This window comes from Sedimentibacter hydroxybenzoicus DSM 7310 (assembly GCF_013403245.1).
GTDB classification, from domain to species: domain Bacteria; phylum Bacillota; class Clostridia; order Tissierellales; family Sedimentibacteraceae; genus Sedimentibacter; species Sedimentibacter hydroxybenzoicus.
The window spans coordinates 1-21,617 of record NZ_JACBNQ010000002.1 but is presented as its reverse complement, the minus strand read 5'-3'; the positions used below and the strand labels follow the sequence as shown (position 1 = coordinate 21,617).

General features: G+C 35.2%; 21 protein-coding genes, 2 tRNA genes and 1 other annotated feature. Of the genes, 3 read left to right on the top strand and 20 right to left on the bottom strand.

What is annotated here, in order from left to right:
- Positions 1-37 precede the first annotated feature (37 nt).
- Complete coding sequence (serS, locus tag HZF24_RS02630) at positions 38-1,312, bottom strand: serine--tRNA ligase (protein WP_179236731.1); 1,275 nt, start codon at positions 1,310-1,312, stop codon at positions 38-40.
- A gap of 58 nt (positions 1,313-1,370) precedes the next feature.
- Positions 1,371-1,571 (bottom strand) — a binding site (T-box leader).
- 57 nt (positions 1,572-1,628) lie between these two features.
- Positions 1,629-2,189 carry a helix-turn-helix domain-containing protein gene (locus tag HZF24_RS02625; protein ID WP_179236730.1) on the bottom strand — a complete coding sequence of 187 codons (561 nt, stop codon included), beginning with the start codon at positions 2,187-2,189 and terminating at the stop codon, positions 1,629-1,631.
- Positions 2,190-2,431: 242 nt separating this feature from the next.
- Between HZF24_RS02625 and HZF24_RS02620 the strand changes: the two genes are divergently transcribed.
- Together HZF24_RS02620 and bfr are read left to right on the top strand one after the other, a co-directional pair.
- The gene (locus HZF24_RS02620; RefSeq protein ID WP_179236729.1) at positions 2,432-4,669 is read left to right on the top strand and encodes a HelD family protein; all 2,238 of its coding nucleotides are present in this window, start codon (positions 2,432-2,434) and stop codon (positions 4,667-4,669) included.
- Positions 4,670-4,761: 92 nt separating this feature from the next.
- The gene (gene bfr / locus HZF24_RS02615) at positions 4,762-5,229 is read left to right on the top strand and encodes a bacterioferritin (RefSeq protein ID WP_179236728.1); all 468 of its coding nucleotides are present in this window, start codon (positions 4,762-4,764) and stop codon (positions 5,227-5,229) included.
- A gap of 105 nt (positions 5,230-5,334) precedes the next feature.
- Here bfr and HZF24_RS02610 read toward each other — a convergent pair.
- Both HZF24_RS02610 and HZF24_RS02605 read right to left on the bottom strand, forming a co-directional pair.
- Positions 5,335-5,405: transfer RNA gene (locus tag HZF24_RS02610), tRNA-Gly, on the bottom strand.
- A 3-nt stretch (positions 5,406-5,408) separates the two neighbouring features.
- A tRNA-Thr gene (locus tag HZF24_RS02605) sits at positions 5,409-5,481 on the bottom strand.
- Positions 5,482-5,679: 198 nt separating this feature from the next.
- Between HZF24_RS02605 and HZF24_RS02600 the strand changes: the two genes are divergently transcribed.
- The gene (locus HZF24_RS02600; RefSeq protein WP_179236727.1) at positions 5,680-5,961 is read left to right on the top strand and encodes a hypothetical protein; all 282 of its coding nucleotides are present in this window, start codon (positions 5,680-5,682) and stop codon (positions 5,959-5,961) included.
- A gap of 114 nt (positions 5,962-6,075) precedes the next feature.
- Here HZF24_RS02600 and pyrE read toward each other — a convergent pair whose 3' ends face one another.
- The 16 genes from pyrE to nuoE form a co-directional block, all read right to left on the bottom strand.
- The gene (gene pyrE / locus HZF24_RS02595; protein ID WP_179236726.1) at positions 6,076-6,639 is read right to left on the bottom strand and encodes an orotate phosphoribosyltransferase; all 564 of its coding nucleotides are present in this window, start codon (positions 6,637-6,639) and stop codon (positions 6,076-6,078) included.
- Between the two features lie 14 nt (positions 6,640-6,653).
- Positions 6,654-7,556, bottom strand: coding sequence for a dihydroorotate dehydrogenase (locus HZF24_RS02590; protein ID WP_179236725.1), 903 nt, complete (start codon positions 7,554-7,556; stop codon positions 6,654-6,656).
- Between the two features lies 1 nt (position 7,557).
- The gene (locus HZF24_RS02585; RefSeq protein WP_179236724.1) at positions 7,558-8,283 is read right to left on the bottom strand and encodes a dihydroorotate dehydrogenase electron transfer subunit; all 726 of its coding nucleotides are present in this window, start codon (positions 8,281-8,283) and stop codon (positions 7,558-7,560) included.
- Between the two features lie 140 nt (positions 8,284-8,423).
- Positions 8,424-9,287 (bottom strand): orotidine-5'-phosphate decarboxylase, encoded by an 864-nt coding sequence (gene pyrF / locus HZF24_RS02580; RefSeq protein WP_179236723.1) that lies wholly within the window; start codon positions 9,285-9,287, stop codon positions 8,424-8,426.
- A gap of 57 nt (positions 9,288-9,344) precedes the next feature.
- Positions 9,345-9,770, bottom strand: a complete 426-nt coding sequence (locus HZF24_RS02575) for an aspartate carbamoyltransferase regulatory subunit (protein WP_179236722.1) — start codon at positions 9,768-9,770, stop codon at positions 9,345-9,347.
- Positions 9,770-10,696, bottom strand: a complete 927-nt coding sequence (gene pyrB / locus HZF24_RS02570) for an aspartate carbamoyltransferase (RefSeq protein ID WP_179236721.1) — start codon at positions 10,694-10,696, stop codon at positions 9,770-9,772. The genes HZF24_RS02575 and pyrB overlap by 1 nt, the downstream gene beginning before the upstream one ends.
- Before the next feature lie 286 nt (positions 10,697-10,982).
- Positions 10,983-11,201, bottom strand: coding sequence for a DUF951 domain-containing protein (locus HZF24_RS02565; protein ID WP_179236720.1), 219 nt, complete (start codon positions 11,199-11,201; stop codon positions 10,983-10,985).
- 12 nt (positions 11,202-11,213) lie between these two features.
- The gene (yedF, locus tag HZF24_RS02560) at positions 11,214-11,807 is read right to left on the bottom strand and encodes a sulfurtransferase-like selenium metabolism protein YedF (protein WP_179236718.1); all 594 of its coding nucleotides are present in this window, start codon (positions 11,805-11,807) and stop codon (positions 11,214-11,216) included.
- An 8-nt stretch (positions 11,808-11,815) separates the two neighbouring features.
- Positions 11,816-12,481, bottom strand: a complete 666-nt coding sequence (locus HZF24_RS02555) for a CvpA family protein (RefSeq protein WP_179236716.1) — start codon at positions 12,479-12,481, stop codon at positions 11,816-11,818.
- A gap of 27 nt (positions 12,482-12,508) precedes the next feature.
- A complete protein-coding gene (locus tag HZF24_RS02550; RefSeq protein ID WP_179236714.1) occupies positions 12,509-13,576 on the bottom strand; it encodes a DUF5711 family protein in 1,068 nt (355 codons plus the stop codon).
- 475 nt (positions 13,577-14,051) lie between these two features.
- Positions 14,052-15,194: an aminotransferase class V-fold PLP-dependent enzyme gene (locus HZF24_RS02545; protein ID WP_179236712.1), complete on the bottom strand. Its 1,143-nt coding sequence runs from the start codon at positions 15,192-15,194 to the stop codon at positions 14,052-14,054.
- 32 nt (positions 15,195-15,226) lie between these two features.
- A complete protein-coding gene (locus tag HZF24_RS02540) occupies positions 15,227-16,516 on the bottom strand; it encodes a dihydroorotase (RefSeq protein ID WP_179236710.1) in 1,290 nt (429 codons plus the stop codon).
- A 430-nt stretch (positions 16,517-16,946) separates the two neighbouring features.
- Entirely contained in the window at positions 16,947-18,761 is a 1,815-nt protein-coding gene (locus HZF24_RS02535) for an NADH-dependent [FeFe] hydrogenase, group A6 (protein WP_179237130.1), read from the bottom strand.
- A 16-nt stretch (positions 18,762-18,777) separates the two neighbouring features.
- On the bottom strand, positions 18,778-20,568 hold the full coding sequence (nuoF, locus tag HZF24_RS02530; protein WP_179236708.1) for an NADH-quinone oxidoreductase subunit NuoF: 1,791 nt from the start codon (positions 20,566-20,568) through the stop codon (positions 18,778-18,780).
- Positions 20,569-20,582: 14 nt separating this feature from the next.
- Positions 20,583-20,951: a (2Fe-2S) ferredoxin domain-containing protein gene (locus tag HZF24_RS02525; RefSeq protein WP_179236706.1), complete on the bottom strand. Its 369-nt coding sequence runs from the start codon at positions 20,949-20,951 to the stop codon at positions 20,583-20,585.
- A gap of 10 nt (positions 20,952-20,961) precedes the next feature.
- Positions 20,962-21,450, bottom strand: coding sequence for an NADH-quinone oxidoreductase subunit NuoE (gene nuoE, locus HZF24_RS02520; RefSeq protein WP_246345933.1), 489 nt, complete (start codon positions 21,448-21,450; stop codon positions 20,962-20,964).
- Between the last annotated feature and the right edge of the window lie 167 nt (positions 21,451-21,617).

The following is a 21,617-nucleotide window of genomic DNA, read 5'->3' as shown; positions in this document are numbered from 1 at the left end:
TGAGCGTACTTCGCCGTTACGCTCAGGTTGTTGATAGTTATAAGCTTATTTTATCCATACCCCTCATATAAGGTCTCAATTGCTTAGGAATGGTTATTGAGCCGTCTTCATTTTGATAATTTTCCAGTATTGCAGCAAATGTTCTTCCTACCGCAAGCCCTGAACCGTTTAATGTATGAATTAATTCAAGCTTTCTTTTATCTGCAGGTCTGTATTTTATGTTGGCTCTTCTTGCCTGAAAATCTTCAAAGTTAGAACAGGAAGAAATCTCCACGTATCTGTTATAGCTTGGCATCCATACCTCCAGATCATATGTCTTAGCTGAGCTGAATCCTATATCTCCCGTGCAAAGCTCAACAACTCTGTAAGGGAGTTCTAACCCCTTTAATATTTCTTCGGCAAAATTTGTTAATATTTCAAGCTGTCTGTAAGAATCCTCAGGTACAGCATACATAACCATCTCAACCTTGTCAAATTGGTGATTTCTGATTAAGCCTCTTGTATCCCTTCCGGCTGAGCCTGCTTCTGCTCTGAAGCACGGTGTATATGCAGTCATATAAATAGGTAACTCAGCTTCATCTATTACCTCATCCCTGTAAATATTTGTAACGGGAACCTCGGCAGTAGGAATTAAATAATAATCCTTTTGACTTAACTTAAACATATCCTCTTCAAATTTTGGAAGCTGTCCCGTTCCGTACATACTTTCCTTGTTTACCATAAATGGAGGCGCTATTTCCGTAAATCCGTGATCAACAGTATGCTTATCAAGCATATACGCTGTAATTGCCCTTTCTAACCTTGCTCCTGTCCCCTTAAACATTGAGAAGCGGGTTCCCGTAATTTTAGTTGCCCTTTCAAAATCTAAAATATTTAAGTTAACACCTAAATCCCAGTGGGGTTTTAATTCAAAGTCAAATTCCCTTGGTTCTCCCCATCTTCTGATTTCCTTATTGTCGGCATCGGAAGCTCCTACAGCTACATCCCGGTTTGGAGTATTAGGTAAGCTTAATAGCTCTTCTTCAATTTTAGCATCAATTTCTTTTATATCACCGTCAAGTACCTTCACCTTCTCAGCCAGATCCTTCATTTCCTGAAGAATTATCGTAACATCTTTTCCTTCCTTCTTTAACAAAGGAACCTGCTTAGAGACCTTGTTTTGTTCGGCTTTCATATTTTCAGCTTCAACAAGCTTCTCACGTCTTACTTTGTCTAATTCTAAAACATTTTTCAGGTTTAATTCCGGATTTCTTCTTTTTAATAAATTTTCAACTTCTTCAGGATTGTTCCTTATTCTTTTAATATCTAACATATTCTCCTCCAAGTTTTAACATTTTTTATTACTAAAACAAAAAACCCCCGCCTCTATTTTTAGAGACGAAGGATACTCGCAGTGCCACTCTAATTATTATACATATGTATAATCACTTGATAAGTTAACGCCTATAACGTCTAAGGTTGCTACCCCTGAATACTCCGGAACGGATTCAACAATTCTTTATATCGACTCACACCGTCTGCCGACTCTCTTGATAAAAATATTGTTTACTGCTTTCCATCATTGATATTATATCGATATTATTTATATGATAATATATTACAACATATGCTTTGTCCAGAATTATTTTTTAATGAATTGCAGGAGAAATAATGCACAAAGCTTCCGATTCTCCGTCATGGCTGTTAAAAATCATATGTCCGTTGTTTTCAGGAACACAAATACTGTCTCCTTTTGATAACGTAAAAACCTTATCTCCAATATGACATTGTATTTCACCCGACAAAACATAAATACATTCTTGCGCTTCGTTTACTATTACGTTTTCACTTATCCAGCTTTTTGGTTTAAGTTTAAACAAAAATGCCTCAACCTGAGAATTTTTTTCACCCTTGTTTAAAACAGGTGTAATAAATTCTAATTCTACATTGATGTTTCCAAACTTAACCTTTGTTCTTTCGTTTTCGGCAATAGTAATGACACTTTTATCGTTATCTTCTGAAAACAAAACTGAAAGCGGCATTTCTAATGCATAAGCCAATCTTTTCAGAACAGAAAGTGAAGGAGATATTAAATCTCTTTCTATTTGTGATATATAACCGGATGTTACATTAATTTTTTCTGACAGTTCCACGATTGTTAAATTTTTGCTTTTCCTGATACTTCTAATCTTTTCTCCAACCAATTTCATCCCCTCATCCCATTAATACTCTACTTATATTATACACAAAAAAATAATTATGTCACTAAAATGTTTACAAAATTTGAAAAAGATTGTAAAATAGTAGATTTATTCTTTTTGTAATTTTGTGTGTGTTAAAGTTTATTCTTCATCGCTGGTGTATTTTTATTTTTCTTTTCATATAATGCATATTATGTTATAATAATCTATTAATTATATAAATTCGTCATAGTGTTAAAGGGGTTTTCATAATGGAATATAGTGAAAAATATATAGAGGAAAATAATTATTTAAATGAAGTTATACATCTGCTAAGTTATTATCTAAGCATCGATACTGAAAAATTAGCAGAACAAAAATCAGATTTGATAGAAGCAAGAAAAGAAATGTGGGAGAATACTACTCATACTTCTGCCGATTTTGATAAGCTGACCGATTTAAATCAGTATTTAAGTGCATTGCAGCTGCAAACTTTAAGCTATACAGAGCTTGAGAAGCGTATTACAAAGCATGAAAAAATGCTTAGTAATCCATATTTTGCAAGGATTGATTTTACCGAAGAGGGATACGATGACACCGAAAAAATTTATATAGGACTTTTTAATTTAATGGATGATGAAACCCATGACATTAAAGTCTTTGATTGGCGTGCACCTATTTCAAGCTTATACTATCGTTCAGAAATCGGTCCTGTAGAATATAAGGCACCTTCAGGAAAAATAAGGGGAATCGTTTCTTTAAAAAGACAATATAAAATTACTAAAGGCGTGTTGGAATATTTCTTTGACAGTAACGTTAATATTGTTGATGAAATGCTTATGGAAGCATTATCAAAAAATATGACCTCGAAAATGAAAACAATCGTTGAAACTATACAAAAACAACAGGATCTTATAATTCGTGACTTGAAAAATGATTTACTTGTTGTTCAAGGAGTTGCAGGAAGCGGAAAAACCTCCGTGGCTCTTCATAGAATAGCCTTTTTGTTATATCAGGGTCTTAATATGAAATTAAGCTCGAACAATGTAATCATAATATCACCTAACACATTATTTTCTAAATATATATCCAATGTACTACCGGAACTGGGTGAAGAAAATATACGAGAATTTACCTTTGAAAATATATTTAATAAGCTTTTTGAAAACAATTTATCAGTGAAAACGAAAAGTGAAAACTTTGAAAATATTATCTGCTCAGAAGCTGAGAAAAAAAGAAATTTCTTAAGATCATATGATGAGTTTAAAGGGTCCTATGATTTTATGAAAATTATTGACAGGTTTATTTATTACTTTGAACATAAATTGATACCTTTTGAAGATGTTTACTTTAACGGTGAAATAATTGAGAACAAACAACTCATTAAAGCTTTCTTATTAAGCGGAAAGTTAAATATGTCTACTTCCAAAAAATTAAAAATCATCGAAAACAGAATAATGGATAAGGTTCGTGATCATAAAAACAACCGAAGAGAAAAAATAGAAAAAGCAGTAAGCAAATCCAACGGGCATGAGTTTGAAATTAAAAGCTTTACCAGAGTTATGGCAGCTAAGGAAACAAACTCCTTAATCGAACGAATTCATAAATTTACCGAATTTAACAGCTATGAGCTGTATAAGAAGCTATTCAGTAATAAGGATTTATTTAAAGCTCTTGGCAAAGGCTTGAATCTTCCGGAAAACATTGATGAAATAATTGATTATACCTATAAAGAAATTAGTGATTTATACAACATACCTTATTCTGACGGAATTGCTTTAATGTATCTTAAAATAAAAGCTGAAGGTGTTGATAAATTCAGCGACATAAAGCAGGTTATTGTCGATGAGGCACAGGATTATCATCCAATGCATTATTGTGTGCTGAAAATGTTGTTCAGAGAGGCAAGATTTACAATTGTTGGTGATGTTAATCAATCTATTGAAAAGAAAAGTGATTTATCCTTCTATGATGAAATTATTTCAATATTTAATTTTGAAAAAAGCAGCAAAATTTATTTAAATAAAAGCTATAGAAACTCATATGAAATAAGCAAATTCAGTGAAAAACTGTTGGAAGAGAAAAGCATTGATACCGAGTATTTTAAAAGAAATGAAGAAAAACCCGAAATAATTTACGAAAAGACTTCCGAAAACTTAGATAACAGAATTGTTGATGATATTAGTAAGTATAAGACACAGGGATACAATTCTGTTGCAGTCATATGCAAAAATAGAAAGGATGCCTCTGATTTATTCTTCAGATTGAAAAGCAAAATCGATGTTAAGCTTGTTGATTACGTAGGAGAACAAAATTTAACCGGTGTTATAATAGTCCCTATTTATTTAGCAAAAGGGTTAGAATTTGATGCTGTAATGATATATGAAGCAAACGATAAAAATTACAACAACATATTTGATAAAAAGCTATTGTACGTAGCGTCAACAAGAGCACTTCACAGATTGTCATTATATTATACGGGAAAGGTAAGTAAATATTTAAAACAATAACTGCCGTTCAATCTATTGCTTGATAAGCACTCAAAAAGAAAGTATAATATTATTATACAACATTAAAAAACATATTGAAAGGAGTTATTGATATGAAGGGAAATCCAAAACTGATTGACACTTTGAATTTTTTGCTTGCTGATGAGTTGACCGCAATTAACCAGTACATTGTTCATGCTGAAATGTGTGAGGATTGGGGCTATAGCAAGCTACACCACAGCTTTGAAAAGAGATCGATTGATGAAATGAAGCACGCTGAAAAACTGATTGGAAGAATACTCTTCCTCGGAGGAACACCTATTGTCAGCAATTTGAACAATATTCACATCGGCGATGAAGTTCCCAAGCAGATAGAAAATGATCGCGTTGCTGAAGTCGGTGCAATCGAGGCATATAATAATGCCATTGCTCTTGCGGGCGAACTTAGGGATTACGCTACGAGAGATATTCTCATACAAATTCTGAACGATGAAGACCGTCACATGGATGAAATTGAGGAACTGCAAGATCAAATTGAGCAAATGACACTTCCTATTTTCCTGACAACTCAGGTAGGTTAGTAATTTATAAACGGCATACATAGAGGAAACACCCCAATGCTTTGTATATTTCAAGAGTATTGGGGTGTTTTTTCCTATTGTCAATGCTGCAAAAGCAGTTATCGAAGCGGGTGATGGGAATCGAACCCACACAGCCGGCTTGGGAAGCCGGAACTCTGCCACTAAGCTACACCCGCATAAGCTACTGAGCGGATTTGAACCGCTGACCTACTGATTACGAATCAGTTGCGCTACCAGCTGCGCCACAGTAGCACATTAAATATGCTCTAATAAGAATTTAATACTTTTTTTGTTATTTGTAAACAATTATTTTGTATTTAACTCTAAATAACACTATATTTCATTGTTACGAAGATGACAATCTATTATTGCCAAGGAAATAGTAGGGTAACACACTATTAATTTGTACATATATTAAAATATATAAATTTTATATTAAGGAGCATATATATGGACAACAATTATAACAATAATCCTCATATTTATGAAGAAGCAGAAGAATTCAACACGAATGATAATATAGATATGTATGATGTATATAACACAAGATTCAACAATAATAGACGATACATGGATGATTATTACGGAAGATATGATGACATGTACAGATACGACCGGAGATACGATAGAAGATATGACAGAAACAGGTATTATCAATATCCGTATTGTGACAGATACGGCAGATGTGAAAATCCAATCTGGTGGTTATTCTGGCCTTTCTTCTTTCAATAAACTAACGGCTGGAAAACAATTGTGCAATAACAGCACAACACTAGGTGAATAATTTGTACGGGGATGCTTCGCATCCCTATTTTTATAATCGTTATACCGTTGTTCTCATATGTTCTAAAACTTTCTGCTGCCCGGCTTTATCGGTTTTGAGCCGTCACTGCAAAGCGGACAATTATCAGACTCGTAGGTTTCAAATTCTAATTCTGTTGCACTGTATATTGGTAATGAAATCCGGCTTGATTTTCGGTCAACTACACATCCGATTCCAACAACTTCTCCTCCTAAGCTTTCGAGTACCTCTGCTGTTTCCATGGACGATTTGCCCGTGGTAACAACATCTTCCATTATTAATATTTTTTCTCCGGGATGTATTTCAAAACCACGTCGTAGGGTCATTACATTGTTTTCTCTTTCAGTAAATACGGCTCTTATGCCTAATTGTCTTCCAAGCTCATAGGCAGCTGTTATTCCGCCCATAGCAGGACCTACTATCACATCTAATTTTAAGTCCTTAACCTTTTCAGCTATTAATGATATAACTTTTTCCGACTTGTCAGGATATTGCAAAAGCTTTGCGCATTGGCAATACCTGTTACTGTGTTTTCCTGATGATAACAAAAAGTGACCTTCCAATAATGCTCCGCATTCCTTTAATATTTCAACCACATCTATACTCATATTTTCCTCCATCGCTATACTATTCCCCTTATTTCATCAAGTGAATCAATACCTTCTCTATCCATGAATTCTGTTAATCCGTCAATAATGTCTATGGCAGCATCCGGCTTTATAAAATTAGCTGTTCCTATTTGTACTAAGGTCGCACCTGCCATTATAAATTCTATAACGTCCTGAGTAGTCATTATACCACCTAATCCGCATATGGGGATTTTTACGTTTTTTGCTGCTTCATGAACCATTCTCAATGCTATGGGTTTCACGCATGGCCCTGACAAACCGGCATAAACATTATCAAACACCGGCTTTCTCTTTTTAATATCAATCGCCATGGCCTGAATCGTATTAATCAGCGAGATGCCATCTGCTCCTGCTTCTTCACAAGCAATTGCCATTTCAGACATGCTTTCCGCATTAGGAGATAATTTAACCATTAAGGGTTTTTTACAAATTCTTTTTACCTTTGATACTATATTGTAAGCAACTGATGATTTCACTCCAAATGCCATGCCTCCTGTTTTTACGTTAGGGCATGAAATATTTAATTCTATTAAATCTACATCTGATTCATTTAATTTATATATTCCTTCAAAATAATCTTCCTCGCAATGTCCTCCTAGGTTTACAGCAATTACGGTATTATAGCTTTTCATCCTTGGAAGCTCATACTTTATAAAATTATCAACTCCTGGGTTTTGCAGCCCAATACTGTTTATCATGCCCATGGGAGTTTCCCATATCCTTATGCCGCTGTTGCCTTGCCTTTCACGGAGAGTAAGCCCCTTGCTGCAAATTCCTCCAAGCTTTGATAAATCATAGATTTCTGAAAACTCTTCACCAAATCCAAATGTGCCGGAAGCGGTTAAAACAGGATTTTTGAATTCCAACCCCATTGCATTTGTTATTAGCCTTATCATATTAACACCTCAATTCGTCTGCTGAAAAAACGGGACCATCCTTGCATGCCCTTTTATATCCATCCTTTGTTTCAACCGTGCATCCAAGACATACCCCCATGCCGCATGCCATCCTTCTTTCTAAAGAAGCAAAACATTTGACATTATGTTCTCTGCAGCTTTCAATTATTTTGTTCATCATTATTTCGGGACCGCACGTAACGACTGCATCGTAATTATTATAGTCAATAAAATCTGTAACGAAGCCCTTTTCACCTATACAACCGTCTTCGGTGCATACAACCGTATTACCCGCATATTTTCTAAATGAATCATCCATGTATACATCATTTTTGTACCCCAAATAAACATCGGCATTTTTACCCAGCACCTTTGAAAGATACAGCAACGGTGCTGCACCTATACCACCGCCTATTATAGCTGTCTTGCACTTCAGTTCATTTATATCAAAGCCGTTTCCGAGAGGTCCAAACAACTGAATAAGATCATTTTCTCTCATCGTGCTTATTTTTGTAGTACCTGTTCCTTCAGTCCTGTACAGGAATGTCAATTCATTTTGATTAAAGTCATGTACACTTATGGGACGGGGCAGTAAAAATGAGTTGTCTAAGGTTTTTATCATAAAAAATTGCCCCGGAATTATACTACCTGCAAACTCGACTTTAAGTTTATATATTTTATTGGAAATTAAGTTGTTTTCTATTATCCTGCTGTTAATAACCTTCATCTTGCCTCCTCCTTCTAATTGGGGACATTCCTCCTACTCTAATAGACTATCTCCGAAAAAGGAGGTGTGTCCCCTTTCCTCTAACGTCATTTCTCCTATCCCTCAAAGGTTATCCCTTTCAATAAGGGGTGTGTCGCCCTTCATATATTTGCTCTGATATCGTCTCTCATTCTTATAACTTCATTGCGGGCATACATGGCAAAATTATCTTCTCCGTTATTCTCTTTTTTATAGGCTAAAAGTATTCCCCTTGATGAATTAACTACAGCACCGTTTCCGTTAATTAAATACGCTTTTATATCCTCTGCCTTTCCGCCTTGTGCCCCGTAGCCAGGTATCAATAAAAATGATGTTTTTAATCTTTTTCTGAGTGATCCACTTTCTTCGTTATTTGTAGCTCCTACTACCGAACCGATTGAACTGAAGCCGCAGCTGCCCAAATTTTCTTCAGCAAGCTTTTCTACCATATCAGCAACATTTTCATATAAATTTAATCCATTTTCATCCTTAATGTATTGAAAATCTTTTGCTCCCTGGTTTGAGGTTCTGACAAGAACAAAAATACCCTTTTCATTTTCTTTTATATACTTTAAAAACGGTTCTATACTGTCGTTTATACCCATATATGGACTGAGTGTAACAAAATCCGCCTCAAAATCACCGGAAAAATGCCCTGCAGCGTACATTTCAGCCGTCTTTGATATGTCTCCTCTTTTAATATCCGCAATTGATATTTGCCCTTTTTCTTTTATATATTTTAAGGTGTCCGAATATGCTCTCAAACCATCTATGCCCATTGCTTCATAATATGCTATCTGCACCTTGTAGCAGGCTGCTAAATCATAGGTTGCATCGATTATATCTTTGTTGAAATTATATATTGCTTCAGCTTTACTTTTAAATTGCTTTGCATATGCCTCAGGAAGATAACTGTAATCTGTGTCTAATCCAATGCAAACATGACCTCTCTCTTTTACATGCTCAAATAACTTGTCGACTATCATTTTTCCTCCATGATTTTCGGGGACGGACCTGAAATGCAGGTTACCGCCCCCAATTTTTTAATTTTGCTCATAAGCTGTATCACAGTATACACAACGGTATACCTTGTTATTTTTATCTGTTAATTTAAATTTATGTGTTATTTCCTGTTCTATTGAAGTAATACATCTTGGATTCTTGCAATTTACTACATTTTCTACTTCATCAGGCAGCTCTAAGTTTATCTTTTTTATTATAGAACAGTTATCAATTACATTTATGGTAATGGTAGGATCAATAAATCCAAGAACCTTTAAATCCATATTGATATTATCCTCTACCTTTATTATGTCCTTTTTGCCCATTTTCTTGCTTTTTGCATTTTTTATTATTGCAACGCTGCAATCCATCTTATCGAGATTTAGGTATTTATATATCTCCATTGCCTTTCCCGCTTCGATATGGTCTATTACTAAGCCCTTTTCTACACTATCTATATTTAACATTATTTCTCCACCCCCAACAATTTCATTAATAAAGCCATCCTGACATACACGCCGTACTTAGTTTGTTTAAAGTAACATGCTCTTTCGTCCTTGTCCACTTCAACCGATATTTCATTTACCCTTGGAAGCGGATGAAGAATTATCATATCACTTTTAGCCTTTTCAAGCTTTTCCATATTTAAGATATAGCTGTCTTTTAATCTTACATAATCCGCTTCATTAAAAAATCTTTCCTTTTGAACCCTTGTCATGTATAGTACATCAAGTTCTTCCATTACACTTTCTAATCTTTCAACTTCCTTAAATTCTATATTGTTTTTTACTAAAATTTCTTCTCGTATATATTCCGGAACTCTTAATTCATCGGGTGATATCAGTATAAATCTTATATTTTCGTATCTTGATAATGCTTTGATAAGTGAATGAACTGTTCTTCCAAACTTTAAATCCCCACAAAGTCCTATGGTGAAATTTTTTAATCTTCCTTTCAGGGATTTGATAGTTAACAGGTCGGTAAGTGTTTGAGTCGGGTGTTGATGACCACCGTCTCCTGCATTTATAACAGGCATATCGGTACTTAATGATGCAACCTTGGGAGCCCCTTCTTTAGGATGTCTCATGGCTGCTATGTCTGCATAGCATGAAATTGTTCTGATTGTGTCTGCTACGCTTTCTCCCTTTGCTGCGGAGCTTGATTCTGCTGATGAAAAGCCCATGATACCGCCACCTAAACGAAGCATCGCAGATTCAAAACTTAATCTAGTTCTTGTGCTTGGCTCATAAAATAATGTAGCAAGTATTTTTCCTTTACATACTTCTGAATAATCTGCGGGATTTTTAATAATTTCATCCGCTAAATCCAAAATTTCGTCTAACTCTTCGATAGATAAATCCATTGGTTCAATTAAACTTCTACCTTTTAACATGTTTCCTCCTTTTTAGCCTCTCTGGACTATTTTAAAGATATTAGCAGGAGAATGCATCAAATTTATTTGCTTACTAACCTCCGCATAAATTTGGCATTCTGTGCATAAGTGAAATAAAAAGCTTCCATTGCAAGGCATAGGAAGCTTTAACTCTCATAATAATTTTGTGATCCTTCCCAGCCTCTCTGTGCCAGATTAAAGGGCTATTCAATTCTCTAACTATCTTATTACATCTTCGATAGTGTGTCAATACATTTTTACGCCCTAACCCCATTTTTACGACTGTTTACTCTTTATTTGATGGATCTTCAATAGGCTCAACCTGACTCACTATTTTTGTAATTCTTCTTTCAACCTCACGTCTAGGTAACCATACTTGTCTGTCACAAGTTGTGCACTTTATTCTGAAGTCAGCACCTACTCTTAAGATTTCCCAATCGTATCCGCCGCATGGATGTTTCTTTTTTAATTTTACTACATCTCCTACATTTAATTGCATTGGCATATTATCAACCCCTTATATAGTTATAGTTTTCTCAGATTCAGTTATAATTTCTACTATATCATACATATTTGAAATTGACCCAACCTGTAAATTGCTTTTAATTTCAAAGAAATCTAAACATGTTCCACATGAAACAATTTTTACTCCGTCTTCATTAAGCTTCTTTAAATCTTCTAATGAATCAGATCCTAATGTAGTCAGTTTAACCCCTGAATTTAAAAATATCAAGAACTCCGGATACGGTTTTGTTTCAGATAATGTATACAAAAAGCTCTTCATCAGGATCTTTCCTAAATCATCTGAGCCCTTGCCAAGCTTATCAGTAGTTATAACGTAGCCACTTTTCGTACTATTTTTTTCTATAACAATTGCTGCTTCCATTATATCTTCATGTTCATTCGCTTTGGATAATGTAATATAAATACCATCCTCTTTATTTTCTGATTTAATATCGTATTGCAATTTAGTACCGAATTTAGTTACATTTTGTTTCGCTGTATCGTTGTCTACTATGACAGTTATTTTTAATTCGCCTGAGTCTGCTTCTTTTTTTGTTAATAAAACAGGCTGAGGGCACGCTAAACCTCTTGCATCTACTAATTTCATTTTTCCTCCTAGTTGTTATAAAATCCTTTATATGATAAATAGTTCAATATTATATTGTTGTTATAAAATATTTTGCTTGATTCGGAGCTTAATACATCCTTAGCTACACCGTTCTCCTGCATAAAACCAATCAACGGAGATGACAACGCAAAAATTATGTATAATATTATAATCCCTTTAACAAATCCGGTACCTGCTCCGAAAATTCTGTTAGTAATATTTAATATAGGGAGCTTAAAAATTAAGTTAATTAAATTCGACAGTGCAACAAGTATGGCATATATTATTAAAAATGTTATAATAAAGCTTATTGATCTAACTACTATTATACTGATATTATTAACAAAAACTTGAAAAGTATCTGCCTGTGTTAAATCGCCTGTCTTGATAATATTACTAAGTATGTTTTGTAATTCAGATGGTACGTTAAACAGCTTATCCACAGATTCTATAAAGTTAATTGAAGATTTTGTTTCAATGAAATCATGTACTTTAGTAAAAAGCTTCGTATTGTCCATTAAGAAATCTTCCATAAGATAATAAAATTCCTTACTGAGAAAGAATGCGACAATAACCCCTAATGTATCAAAAAGTGTTTTAATAAAGCCTCTTCTGTATCCTTGAAAACATGAAAATCCTATGATGAGCAACACAGCTGCATCTATATAGTTCATTTTATATTCCTCCTTTATCTGTAGTATCTATTTTATCAGACCTTGTACGATCTTATCATTAAATAATATGGTGATATCCTTACCTTCCACTATAAAATCAACAATAATATTTTCTGTATCTTCATATATTTTATCTGTTTTGTTGTTATGAAGCATATATATAGAGTTATTGCTATAAGTAAAAATTTTATTCCCACAAACTTTCAATTTCCGGGCATTAGTAGTTACCCTGTTTATTTCTAAAACTTTTCCCTCAAAATTATATGTAATCAATTCATTGTGGTCATCTTTTTCAAACAGCATGAATAATTTTTGTTCATCCTTTTTTATTTCATAGTCTAATATCTTATTGAAGATACTGTTTTTCCACATTAGCTTTCCATTGAAATTATAATAATAAATATTATTTGTTCCTATTGCTATAACATTATTGTTTACAATTTGTATCTTAACCAATATTTCATTTTCAATTGTAGTCTTCCACAGTTCTACATCATCTAACAAATTAAAGTACACCGTATTGTTAATGGTTCCATCAAATTTCATAGTAATAAGCGAATATCCTTCTGACCGGTCACTTATGGATACACCTGTAATTTTATCATCAAACTCTTTGTTCTCTACAAGTATATCATTATTATCATTAATGATATACAAGGAATTATGTTCGGATTCATTTCTTAAAATCATATACGTTTTATCATTTTCACGTGAAACATTTATTAAATCGCCTTTAATTTCAGTTATTACATACTCTTGATTATTTTTATCTATAACCTGTACATTATTTTCTGTCTTCCTATATATATATTTATCTGCAATGAATACTTGCTTTGCAAATTCTGCATCTTCATTTTCCCAACCCACATCGTTATTATATTTAAGAAAAACGATCTTTTTATTATTATAGGTTATAATTCCATCATTAAAAAACATATATTCTTCAAGTGTATAAATATCTATCTCTTGAGTGTCTTTTACACTGTATACCCTTTTTTCGTCTAACAATCTCAATATTTCTTTTCCGTATGTAAAATATATTAATCCAAATATGATTATTAAACAAATTATAGTAAAGCTGATATATTTTTTCATAATTTTTATCCTATTAATTTTAACATATTTTCATTATACCAAATTATTGTAATTCTTGCATTAAAATTTAATTAAGCAGATGACCCAAATTTTATATTTGGTGTCAGTCGCTTATACTGTAAGTGAAAGCAGATGACCCAAATTTATATATTTGGTGTCAGTCGCTTATGCTGTATGTGAAATTTGGTGTTGGTCGCTTATCCTGAGCGACAGCAAAAGATTTTGTATTCCAAAAGATGAGATTCCCAGTCTCATTCAGAATTATCACGTTATCCACACCACAATAAACGAATAACCCCGTAGTCGTCATCCTGAGCGGTAGCGAAGGATCTCAACACTTCAAAAGATGAGGTTCTTCGGGCTAAAGCCCTCTGAATGACAGTATCGGACGATGCGTTTATTCACAGCAATGACAAAAGTGAAAAATAATATGAAACAGCAAGATAATTTTTAATAACTATCTTGCTCTACTCTTTTAATTGTTTTCTGCAATTTCTTTCAAGGCATTCACTGCTGCTTTTATGTCCGTCATTTCATTAAATGGCCCTACACTAAATCTTACTGCACCTATATTTTCCGTGCCAATTGTTTTATGAGCCAACGGCGCACAATGAAGACCGGGTCTCACAGCTATACCGTATTCGGTATCTAACATAAAAGCCAGCTCGGATGAATCAACACTCTCTAAATTCACCGAAACAACCCCACATCTTTGTTCTATATCCTCTGGGCCGTATATTTTAATTTTGGAGATATTTCTTATTCCCTTGATGAACTCCTCCAAAAGTTTTTTTTCGTGGCTGTAAATGGATTTTGTGCCCTTGTTTAAAATGTACTTTACTCCTTCATTTAAACCCGCTATACCCGGAAGGTTATGAGTACCGGCTTCTAATTTGTCAGGATAAAAATCCGGCTGGTAAATATTGCTTGATTCACTTCCCGTTCCACCTTCCTTTAAATGTTTGATTTCATCATCACAATTGATTATTAAGATACCCGTTCCCTGTGGTCCCAGCAATCCCTTATGTCCCGGTGCAGCAAGTAAATCAATATTGTACTTTTTCATGTCAATATCTAAAACACCTGCACTTTGTGAAGCATCCAACATATATAGGACATTTCTCCTTTTACACATATTCCCGATATTTTCTATTGGTAAAATTGTACCTGATAAATTAGACACATGTGTAGTAACTATTAATTTAGTATTAATCCTAATAGCTTTTTCTAATTTTTCAGCATTTATACTTCCATCGCTGTTACTATGCACTATGGTGTTTTCTATACCATACTTTTCCAATTCCTTTATCGGTCTTAAAACTGAATTATGTTCCATGGTAGTTGTTATAACATGATCTCCCGGATTTAAAACCCCTTTTATTCCTTGATTTAGGCTATCGGTTGCATTAAAAGTTAATATAACGCGCATCGGATCATCTATGTTAAATAATTTTGCTAAATTCTCTCTCGTTTCATAAATTACCCTTGCACCTTCGATTGCCATAGCATGGCTGCCTCTTCCGGGGTTTGCACCATACTCTTTCATTGCTCTCATTACTTCATCATATACAGTCTCCGGCTTTGGATATGTTGTTGCAGCATTGTCTAAATAAATCATAACATCACCTGCTAATTATTTTATTATTTATATTATATGTAGTTAATCGTACTTTGATAGTCATTGTATACTATCCTCCCTCCGCAGAGAGTAAGTTTTACTCTACCTTGAAGCTCATGACCTAAAAATGGCGAATTTGAGGATTTAGAAATAAAGTTATCAACCGTCCATCTTTCGTCAATATCAAATAAAACTAAATCTGCTATTGCCCCCTCTTTTATACGGCCCATCTCAAGATTATAAAGCTTAGCAGGATTTATCGTCATTTTTTCTAATAGTTCGGTAATATCTAAATAACCCTCTTTAACCAAGTAAGTTATTCCCAATGCCAATGAAGTTTCTAAACCGATTATCCCGCTTGGCGCTTTATAGAATCCCCTTTCCTTTTCTTCATTGCTGTGGGGAGCGTGGTCAGTTGCTATAATATTGATTGTATTATCTTCTAGACCTTTAATTATAGACAATCTGTCTTCATGAGTTCTTAAAGGAGGATTCATTTTTGCATTTGTACCATATTTTATAACCGCTTCTTCCGTAAGTGCAAAGTGATGCGGAGTTGCCTCAGCATAAATATCTGCACCCTTTAACTTAGCATGCCTTATTATATCAACCGATTGACCTGAGCTTACATGCTGTATGTTTACTCTTGCTTTTGTTTTTAGAGCTAAAATACAGTCTCTTGCGACCATCACATCCTCAGCTTCCTTTAAAGCACCCTTCAAACCTAATTTTTCAGATATCTTTCCTTCGTTAATGCCCGGATTGTAAATTAAATTTGGGTCCTCTTCGTGAAAGCTTATGGGTACATTTAATATCTTTGCTATTTCCATTGCATCAATAACAACAGCTGCATTCATTATAGGCATGCCATCATCAGTAAAACCCACAGCTCCTGCATTTTTTAAGCCTTCCATATCTACAAGCTCAGTACCCTTTAATCCTATTGAAACAGCTGCTGTGGCCAAAACATTTATAGGCGATTTTTTACCTTCGTTTATTATATATTGTATAATTCCCTCATTGTCAGCAACCGGGTTCGTATTTGCCATGCATACAACTGTAGTAAATCCGCCTTTTGCTGCTGCTTTTGAACCGGATAATATATCTTCCTTATATGTAAATCCCGGATCCCTGAAATGAACATGTACATCAATTAATCCGGGCGAGACAATCATACCGCTTGCATCAATTACTTTATCTATACTAGGTTCTGATATACCGTTTCCTATTTTTTTTATTGTTTTTCCATCTATTAATATATCGGTTACTTCATCTCTTTTACTTTCAGGATCTATTAGCCTGCCGTTTTTTATAAGTATCATTTGACCACCCTATGCATTTTTCGATTATTATATCATATCTGAGCCGAGTGCAGCGCAAGCGAGCTTGCATTGCCGAGGCGATGGTATGATATATGCATTATATCATGCTGATGATTTTTTAGCAAAATAAAAAGAGAGGACAATCCCTCTCTCAGATTGATGACAAAGTCATCAAGATGATAGGCTGTTGAAAAAGTTCATCCTGAGCGATAGCGAAATTCGCAACAAATTCCCAATGTTTGCGACCAAAGGGAGCTGAAACATTGGTGAATGAGACTGGGGATCTCGACATTTAAAAGTCTGAGATTCCTCGCTATCACTCGGAATGACAGAAAACAAACTATATAGGTTTATTCGTAGGAGTAACAACGTCCAAAATATACTTTCTCATCAATCCCAGAGAGGAGTTCTCCTCTCCGAGATTTTATTGTTAGTGCATCAAGCTTTCCAATAATTTTTCAAATTCTTCCTGCTGCTCTATCTCATAGGTGCTTTTCTTATTATAATGTGTATGAAGCAGCTTATGAGATAAATGGCTGTTTGGCTCTTTTAAAAATTCTTCATATAGCTTGATTACTTCAGGATTTTTATGAGATTTTCTCAGTGGAAGCGACCTGTCAAGCTCATATAAAGCATCTGCTCTCTTAGATTTCGGATTCACATCCAGACGTGCTTTAGCCGATACGTGAGATTGACCTCCACCGTGTACACAGCCGCCCGGACATGCCATTACTTCTATAAAGTGATATTGCTTTTCACCATTTCTGACTGCATTTAGTACCTTGGCAGCATTGGCGGTACCGTGAGCTACGGCAACCATAATTTCCGTATCCTTGCCTTCAATAGGCAGAACAACCGACGCTTCTTTTACTCCTTCTATACCCCTTACATTTTGATATTCCACATTCTCCAAATCCTTACCGGTCAATATATCGGCAACCGTACGAAGTGCTGCTTCCATAACGCCGCCTGTAGCACCGAATATTACACCTGCTCCTGTATATTCGCCTAGTATGCTGTCCGGATGCTCATCCGGCAATTTAGTAAAGTTTATTCTTGCCTGCTTTATCATATCACCTAATTCTCTTGTAGTGATTGAAAAATCAACATCCCTTAATCCATCAACCTCCATTTCAGGTCTGTTTGCCTCTGTTTTCTTGGAAGTACAAGGCATTACGGAAACTGAAACAATTTTCTTTGGATCTATTCCTTCCTTCTGTGCATAATAGGATTTAACTATTGCGCCAAACATTTGCTGAGGTGACTTGCATGTGGACAAATTGTCAAGAAAATCAGGATAATTAATTTCACAATAACGGATCCACCCGGGTGAACAGGATGTAATCATCGGCAATTTGCCGCCGTTTTTAAATCTGTTTAATAATTCTGTTCCTTCTTCCAGTATAGTTAAATCCGCAGAAAAATTAGTATCAAAAACCTTATCAAATCCAAGGCGTTTTAAGCTTGCAACCATTTTGCCCGTTACATCTGTTCCTACAGGTAGACCGAATTCTTCTCCCAACGATGCTCTGACACCGGGAGCTGTTTGGACAACAACAAATTTTTCCGGGTCATCTATTGCTTCCCAAACATCATCAATATTTGTTCTTTCTCTTAAGGCCGCAACCGGACACGCCTGGATACACTGTCCGCAGTATACGCATGGTACATCCTTCATGCTGTAATCAAATGCGGGGGCAACCTCTGTATTGAACCCTCTCCTAGTAAAATCCAGAATTCCGATTCCTTGAACATCTCTGCATGTGCTTACGCATCTTCCGCATAAAATGCATTTGCTGCCGTCTCTGATTATGGAGTGGGATAGATTATCTAATGCTGATTCTCTTTTTTCACCTTCAAACTCTATATCCTTTATTCCCAATTCATCACACAGCTTTTGAAGCTCACACGTTCCGTTTCTTAAACATGTCAAGCATTCTCTGTTGTGATTTGCAAGGATTAATTCTACATTCATCCTTACTGCATTTCTGACCTTTGCAGTATTGGTTTTTACATTCATTCCATCCTGAACCTGAAGTACGCAGGATGTAGGGAGATTTCTCATAGGAACTCCTTTTATATCCACCTCTACAACGCATACTCTACAAGCAGCTATTTCATTTATATCCTTTAAATAACAAAGTGTGGGTATGTCAATTCCTGCTTCCCTTGCTGCCATTAATACCGTATAATCTTTAGGAACACTTACTTGTATACCATTTATGGTTAAATTAACTTTATCCAACATCAGCACCGCCTTTCTACTTTTTAATGATAGCATGGAAGGTACAAGAATCCATACATGCGCCACATTTTATACATTTTTCCTGATTGATTATATGAACTTCCTTCACTTTTCCTTCAATTGCACCAACAGGACATATTCTTGAACATCTTGTACAGCCCTTGCAATCCATCGTGATAATGTATTTAAGGAGTGATTGACAGACACCTGCCGGACACCTTTTTTCCTTTACATGTGCTTCATATTCATCTCTAAAGTATTTCAATGTTGACAATACAGGATTAGGAGCAGTTTGACCCAATCCGCATAAAGATGTTTCTTTAATGTTCATTGACAATTTTTCGAGCTTGTCTAAATCCTCCATCGTTCCTTTACCTTCGGTGATTTTTTCAAGAATCTCAAGCATACGTTTTGTTCCTTCTCTGCAAGGAGTACATTTTCCGCATGATTCATCAACCGTAAAGTCAAGGAAAAACTTAGCTATATCAACCATACAGTTATCTTCATCCATAACAATCATACCGCCGGAACCCATCATTGATCCTACAGCAGTTAAATTTTCATAGTCGATAGGTATATCCAGATGATCTTTGGTCAGACAGCCGCCTGACGGTCCTCCTGTCTGAACCGCTTTAAATTCTTTATGATTCGGACATCCGCCGCCTATATCATATATAACTTCTCTTAAAGAGGTCCCCATTGGAACTTCAACTAATCCGGTATTGTTAATTTTACCTCCAAGGGCAAACACCTTTGTTCCCGGAGATTTTTCGGTTCCAAAGCTTTTAAACCATTCGGGTCCGTTCAGTATAATTTGGGGGACATTTGCCAATGTTTCAACATTATTGATTATAGTAGGTTTTCCCCACAAACCTTTATTTGCCGGAAACGGAGGCTTGTTTCGTGACATACCTCTTTTACCTTCGATTGATTGCATCAAGGCAGTTTCCTCTCCGCAAACGAATGCACCTGCGCCCAATCTGATTTCCACATCAAAATCAAAACCTGAATTGAACAGATTATTACCTAACAATCCCAGCAATTTTGCCTGCTTAATAGCAATTTCCAATCTGTGAACAGCTATCGGGTACTCAGCTCTTACATAAATAAATCCCTTAGTAGCTCCGATTGCATATCCTGCTATGGCCATTGCTTCTAAAACGGCATGTGGATCCCCTTCAAGAACACTTCTGTCCATGAATGCTCCCGGGTCGCCTTCGTCGGCATTACATATGACATATTTTTGATCTGCTTTATTTGGCGCTGCAAATCCCCATTTCATTCCTGTAGAAAATCCTGCTCCGCCTCTTCCTTTTAAACCGGAATCTTTTACTAACTTTATAACCTCATCCGGGGTCATTTCGGTAAGCACCTTACCAAGGGCCATGTAACCGTCTAATGCTATATATTCGTTGATATTTTCCGGATTTATTATCCCGCAATTTCTTAAAGCTACTCTTTTCTGCTTTTTATAGAAATCCACTTCACTTAGTGGTTTTATTTGCTCATTTTTAGCACTTTCATCATATAAATATTTTCTTACTATTCTTCCCTTAAGCAAATGTTCTTCTGCTATTTCATCAACTCTTTCAACTGTCATCCTTGCATAAAATGTACCTTCGGGATAAATTATTACAATAGGACCTTCCTCACAAAGTCCAAAACAACCGGTTACGACAACCTGTACCTCGTTATCTAAATTTAATTCCTTTATTTTATCTTCAAACCTTTTTTTAATCAAAGGAGACTTTGAAGAACTGCACCCTGTTCCGCCGCAAATCAAGACATGAGATCTGAAAATTTTCATAACAATACCTCCATTTACTGATTATCAGCACTAATTGTAAATTCGCGCACAATTTTGTTATTTACCAAGTGTTCTGATACAATTCTCTTTGCCTTTTCAGGATCAACATGAATATAGGTAACCTTTTCCTTATCTGCAGCGTAAACCTCAACGATTGGCTCATAAGTGCACATACCGATACATCCTGTTTGCACTACCTGTACGTTTGCTAAATTTCTCTTTGCTATCTCTTCTACAAATGTAGTCAATACGGGTCTGGCTCCGGCCGAAATTCCGCAGGTTGCCATTCCAACAACTACTCTTGTATCTTTATCTGTATTTCTTAAGTCAACATTTTTTAATGCTTCTTCTCTTAATTTTTTTAACTCTTCCAATGACTTCATATCTGTCCCCCTATTCTCTGTACTTTGAAATTATTTCCGGTATTTTGTTGACTTCAAGCTTACCGTAAACGTCCTGATCGATCATCATAACCGGCGCCAATCCACAGCAGCCCAAGCATCTGGTGGCTTCAAGAGTAAATAAATTGTCGTCTGTCGTTCCACCGACCTTAATATTTAATTCCTTAGATAACTTGTCTAATACCTGTTGTGAACTTTTTACATAGCAGGCAGTTCCCAGACATACGCCTATCTTGTGCTTACCCTTTGGTTCAATTGAAAATTGAGTATAAAAGGTAGCAACTCCATAAACCTCCGCAAGTGGTACATCTAACTCATGAGAAATAAATTTTTGAACTTCAATCGGCAGATATCCAAATATCTCTTGAGCTTCATGCAATGCCTGCATCAATACGCCCTGCGTATCTCTTTTAGAGTCAATATACTCCTTAAGCAGCAGAAACTGCTTTTCATTAAGATTTAAATCAAGTACTTTTGACAAAATATAACCTCCCATAATATTATCAATATGTCAATATCGACTTCATTATATTATTTTGTTAATAAAATGTCAATGATTGTTTGTAAGCAGATCACGACAAACGCATGAATGAGTTTCACAATTAAACTATTGAAAGATTAAATTTAAAAAAATATGATCCAGTTCAA

Excerpts from the sequence above, each read along its gene's own strand:
- serS (WP_179236731.1), bottom strand. The coding sequence starts at position 1,312 with ATGTTAGATATTAAAAGAATAAGGAACAATCCTGAAGAAGTTGAAAAT.
- HZF24_RS02625 (WP_179236730.1), bottom strand. The coding sequence starts at position 2,189 with ATGAAATTGGTTGGAGAAAAGATTAGAAGTATCAGGAAAAGCAAAAAT.
- HZF24_RS02620 (WP_179236729.1), top strand. The coding sequence starts at position 2,432 with ATGGAATATAGTGAAAAATATATAGAGGAAAATAATTATTTAAATGAA.
- bfr (WP_179236728.1), top strand. The coding sequence starts at position 4,762 with ATGAAGGGAAATCCAAAACTGATTGACACTTTGAATTTTTTGCTTGCT.
- HZF24_RS02600 (WP_179236727.1), top strand. The coding sequence starts at position 5,680 with ATGGACAACAATTATAACAATAATCCTCATATTTATGAAGAAGCAGAA.
- pyrE (WP_179236726.1), bottom strand. The coding sequence starts at position 6,639 with ATGAGTATAGATGTGGTTGAAATATTAAAGGAATGCGGAGCATTATTG.
- HZF24_RS02590 (WP_179236725.1), bottom strand. The coding sequence starts at position 7,556 with ATGATAAGGCTAATAACAAATGCAATGGGGTTGGAATTCAAAAATCCT.
- HZF24_RS02585 (WP_179236724.1), bottom strand. The coding sequence starts at position 8,283 with ATGAAGGTTATTAACAGCAGGATAATAGAAAACAACTTAATTTCCAAT.
- pyrF (WP_179236723.1), bottom strand. The coding sequence starts at position 9,287 with ATGATAGTCGACAAGTTATTTGAGCATGTAAAAGAGAGAGGTCATGTT.
- HZF24_RS02575 (WP_179236722.1), bottom strand. The coding sequence starts at position 9,770 with ATGTTAAATATAGATAGTGTAGAAAAGGGCTTAGTAATAGACCATATC.
- pyrB (WP_179236721.1), bottom strand. The coding sequence starts at position 10,696 with ATGTTAAAAGGTAGAAGTTTAATTGAACCAATGGATTTATCTATCGAA.
- HZF24_RS02565 (WP_179236720.1), bottom strand. The coding sequence starts at position 11,201 with ATGCCAATGCAATTAAATGTAGGAGATGTAGTAAAATTAAAAAAGAAA.
- yedF (WP_179236718.1), bottom strand. The coding sequence starts at position 11,807 with ATGAAATTAGTAGATGCAAGAGGTTTAGCGTGCCCTCAGCCTGTTTTA.
- HZF24_RS02555 (WP_179236716.1), bottom strand. The coding sequence starts at position 12,481 with ATGAACTATATAGATGCAGCTGTGTTGCTCATCATAGGATTTTCATGT.
- HZF24_RS02550 (WP_179236714.1), bottom strand. The coding sequence starts at position 13,576 with ATGAAAAAATATATCAGCTTTACTATAATTTGTTTAATAATCATATTT.
- HZF24_RS02545 (WP_179236712.1), bottom strand. The coding sequence starts at position 15,194 with ATGATTTATTTAGACAATGCTGCAACAACATATCCAAAGCCGGAGACT.
- HZF24_RS02540 (WP_179236710.1), bottom strand. The coding sequence starts at position 16,516 with ATGATACTTATAAAAAACGGCAGGCTAATAGATCCTGAAAGTAAAAGA.
- nuoF (WP_179236708.1), bottom strand. The coding sequence starts at position 20,568 with ATGAAAATTTTCAGATCTCATGTCTTGATTTGCGGCGGAACAGGGTGC.
- HZF24_RS02525 (WP_179236706.1), bottom strand. The coding sequence starts at position 20,951 with ATGAAGTCATTGGAAGAGTTAAAAAAATTAAGAGAAGAAGCATTAAAA.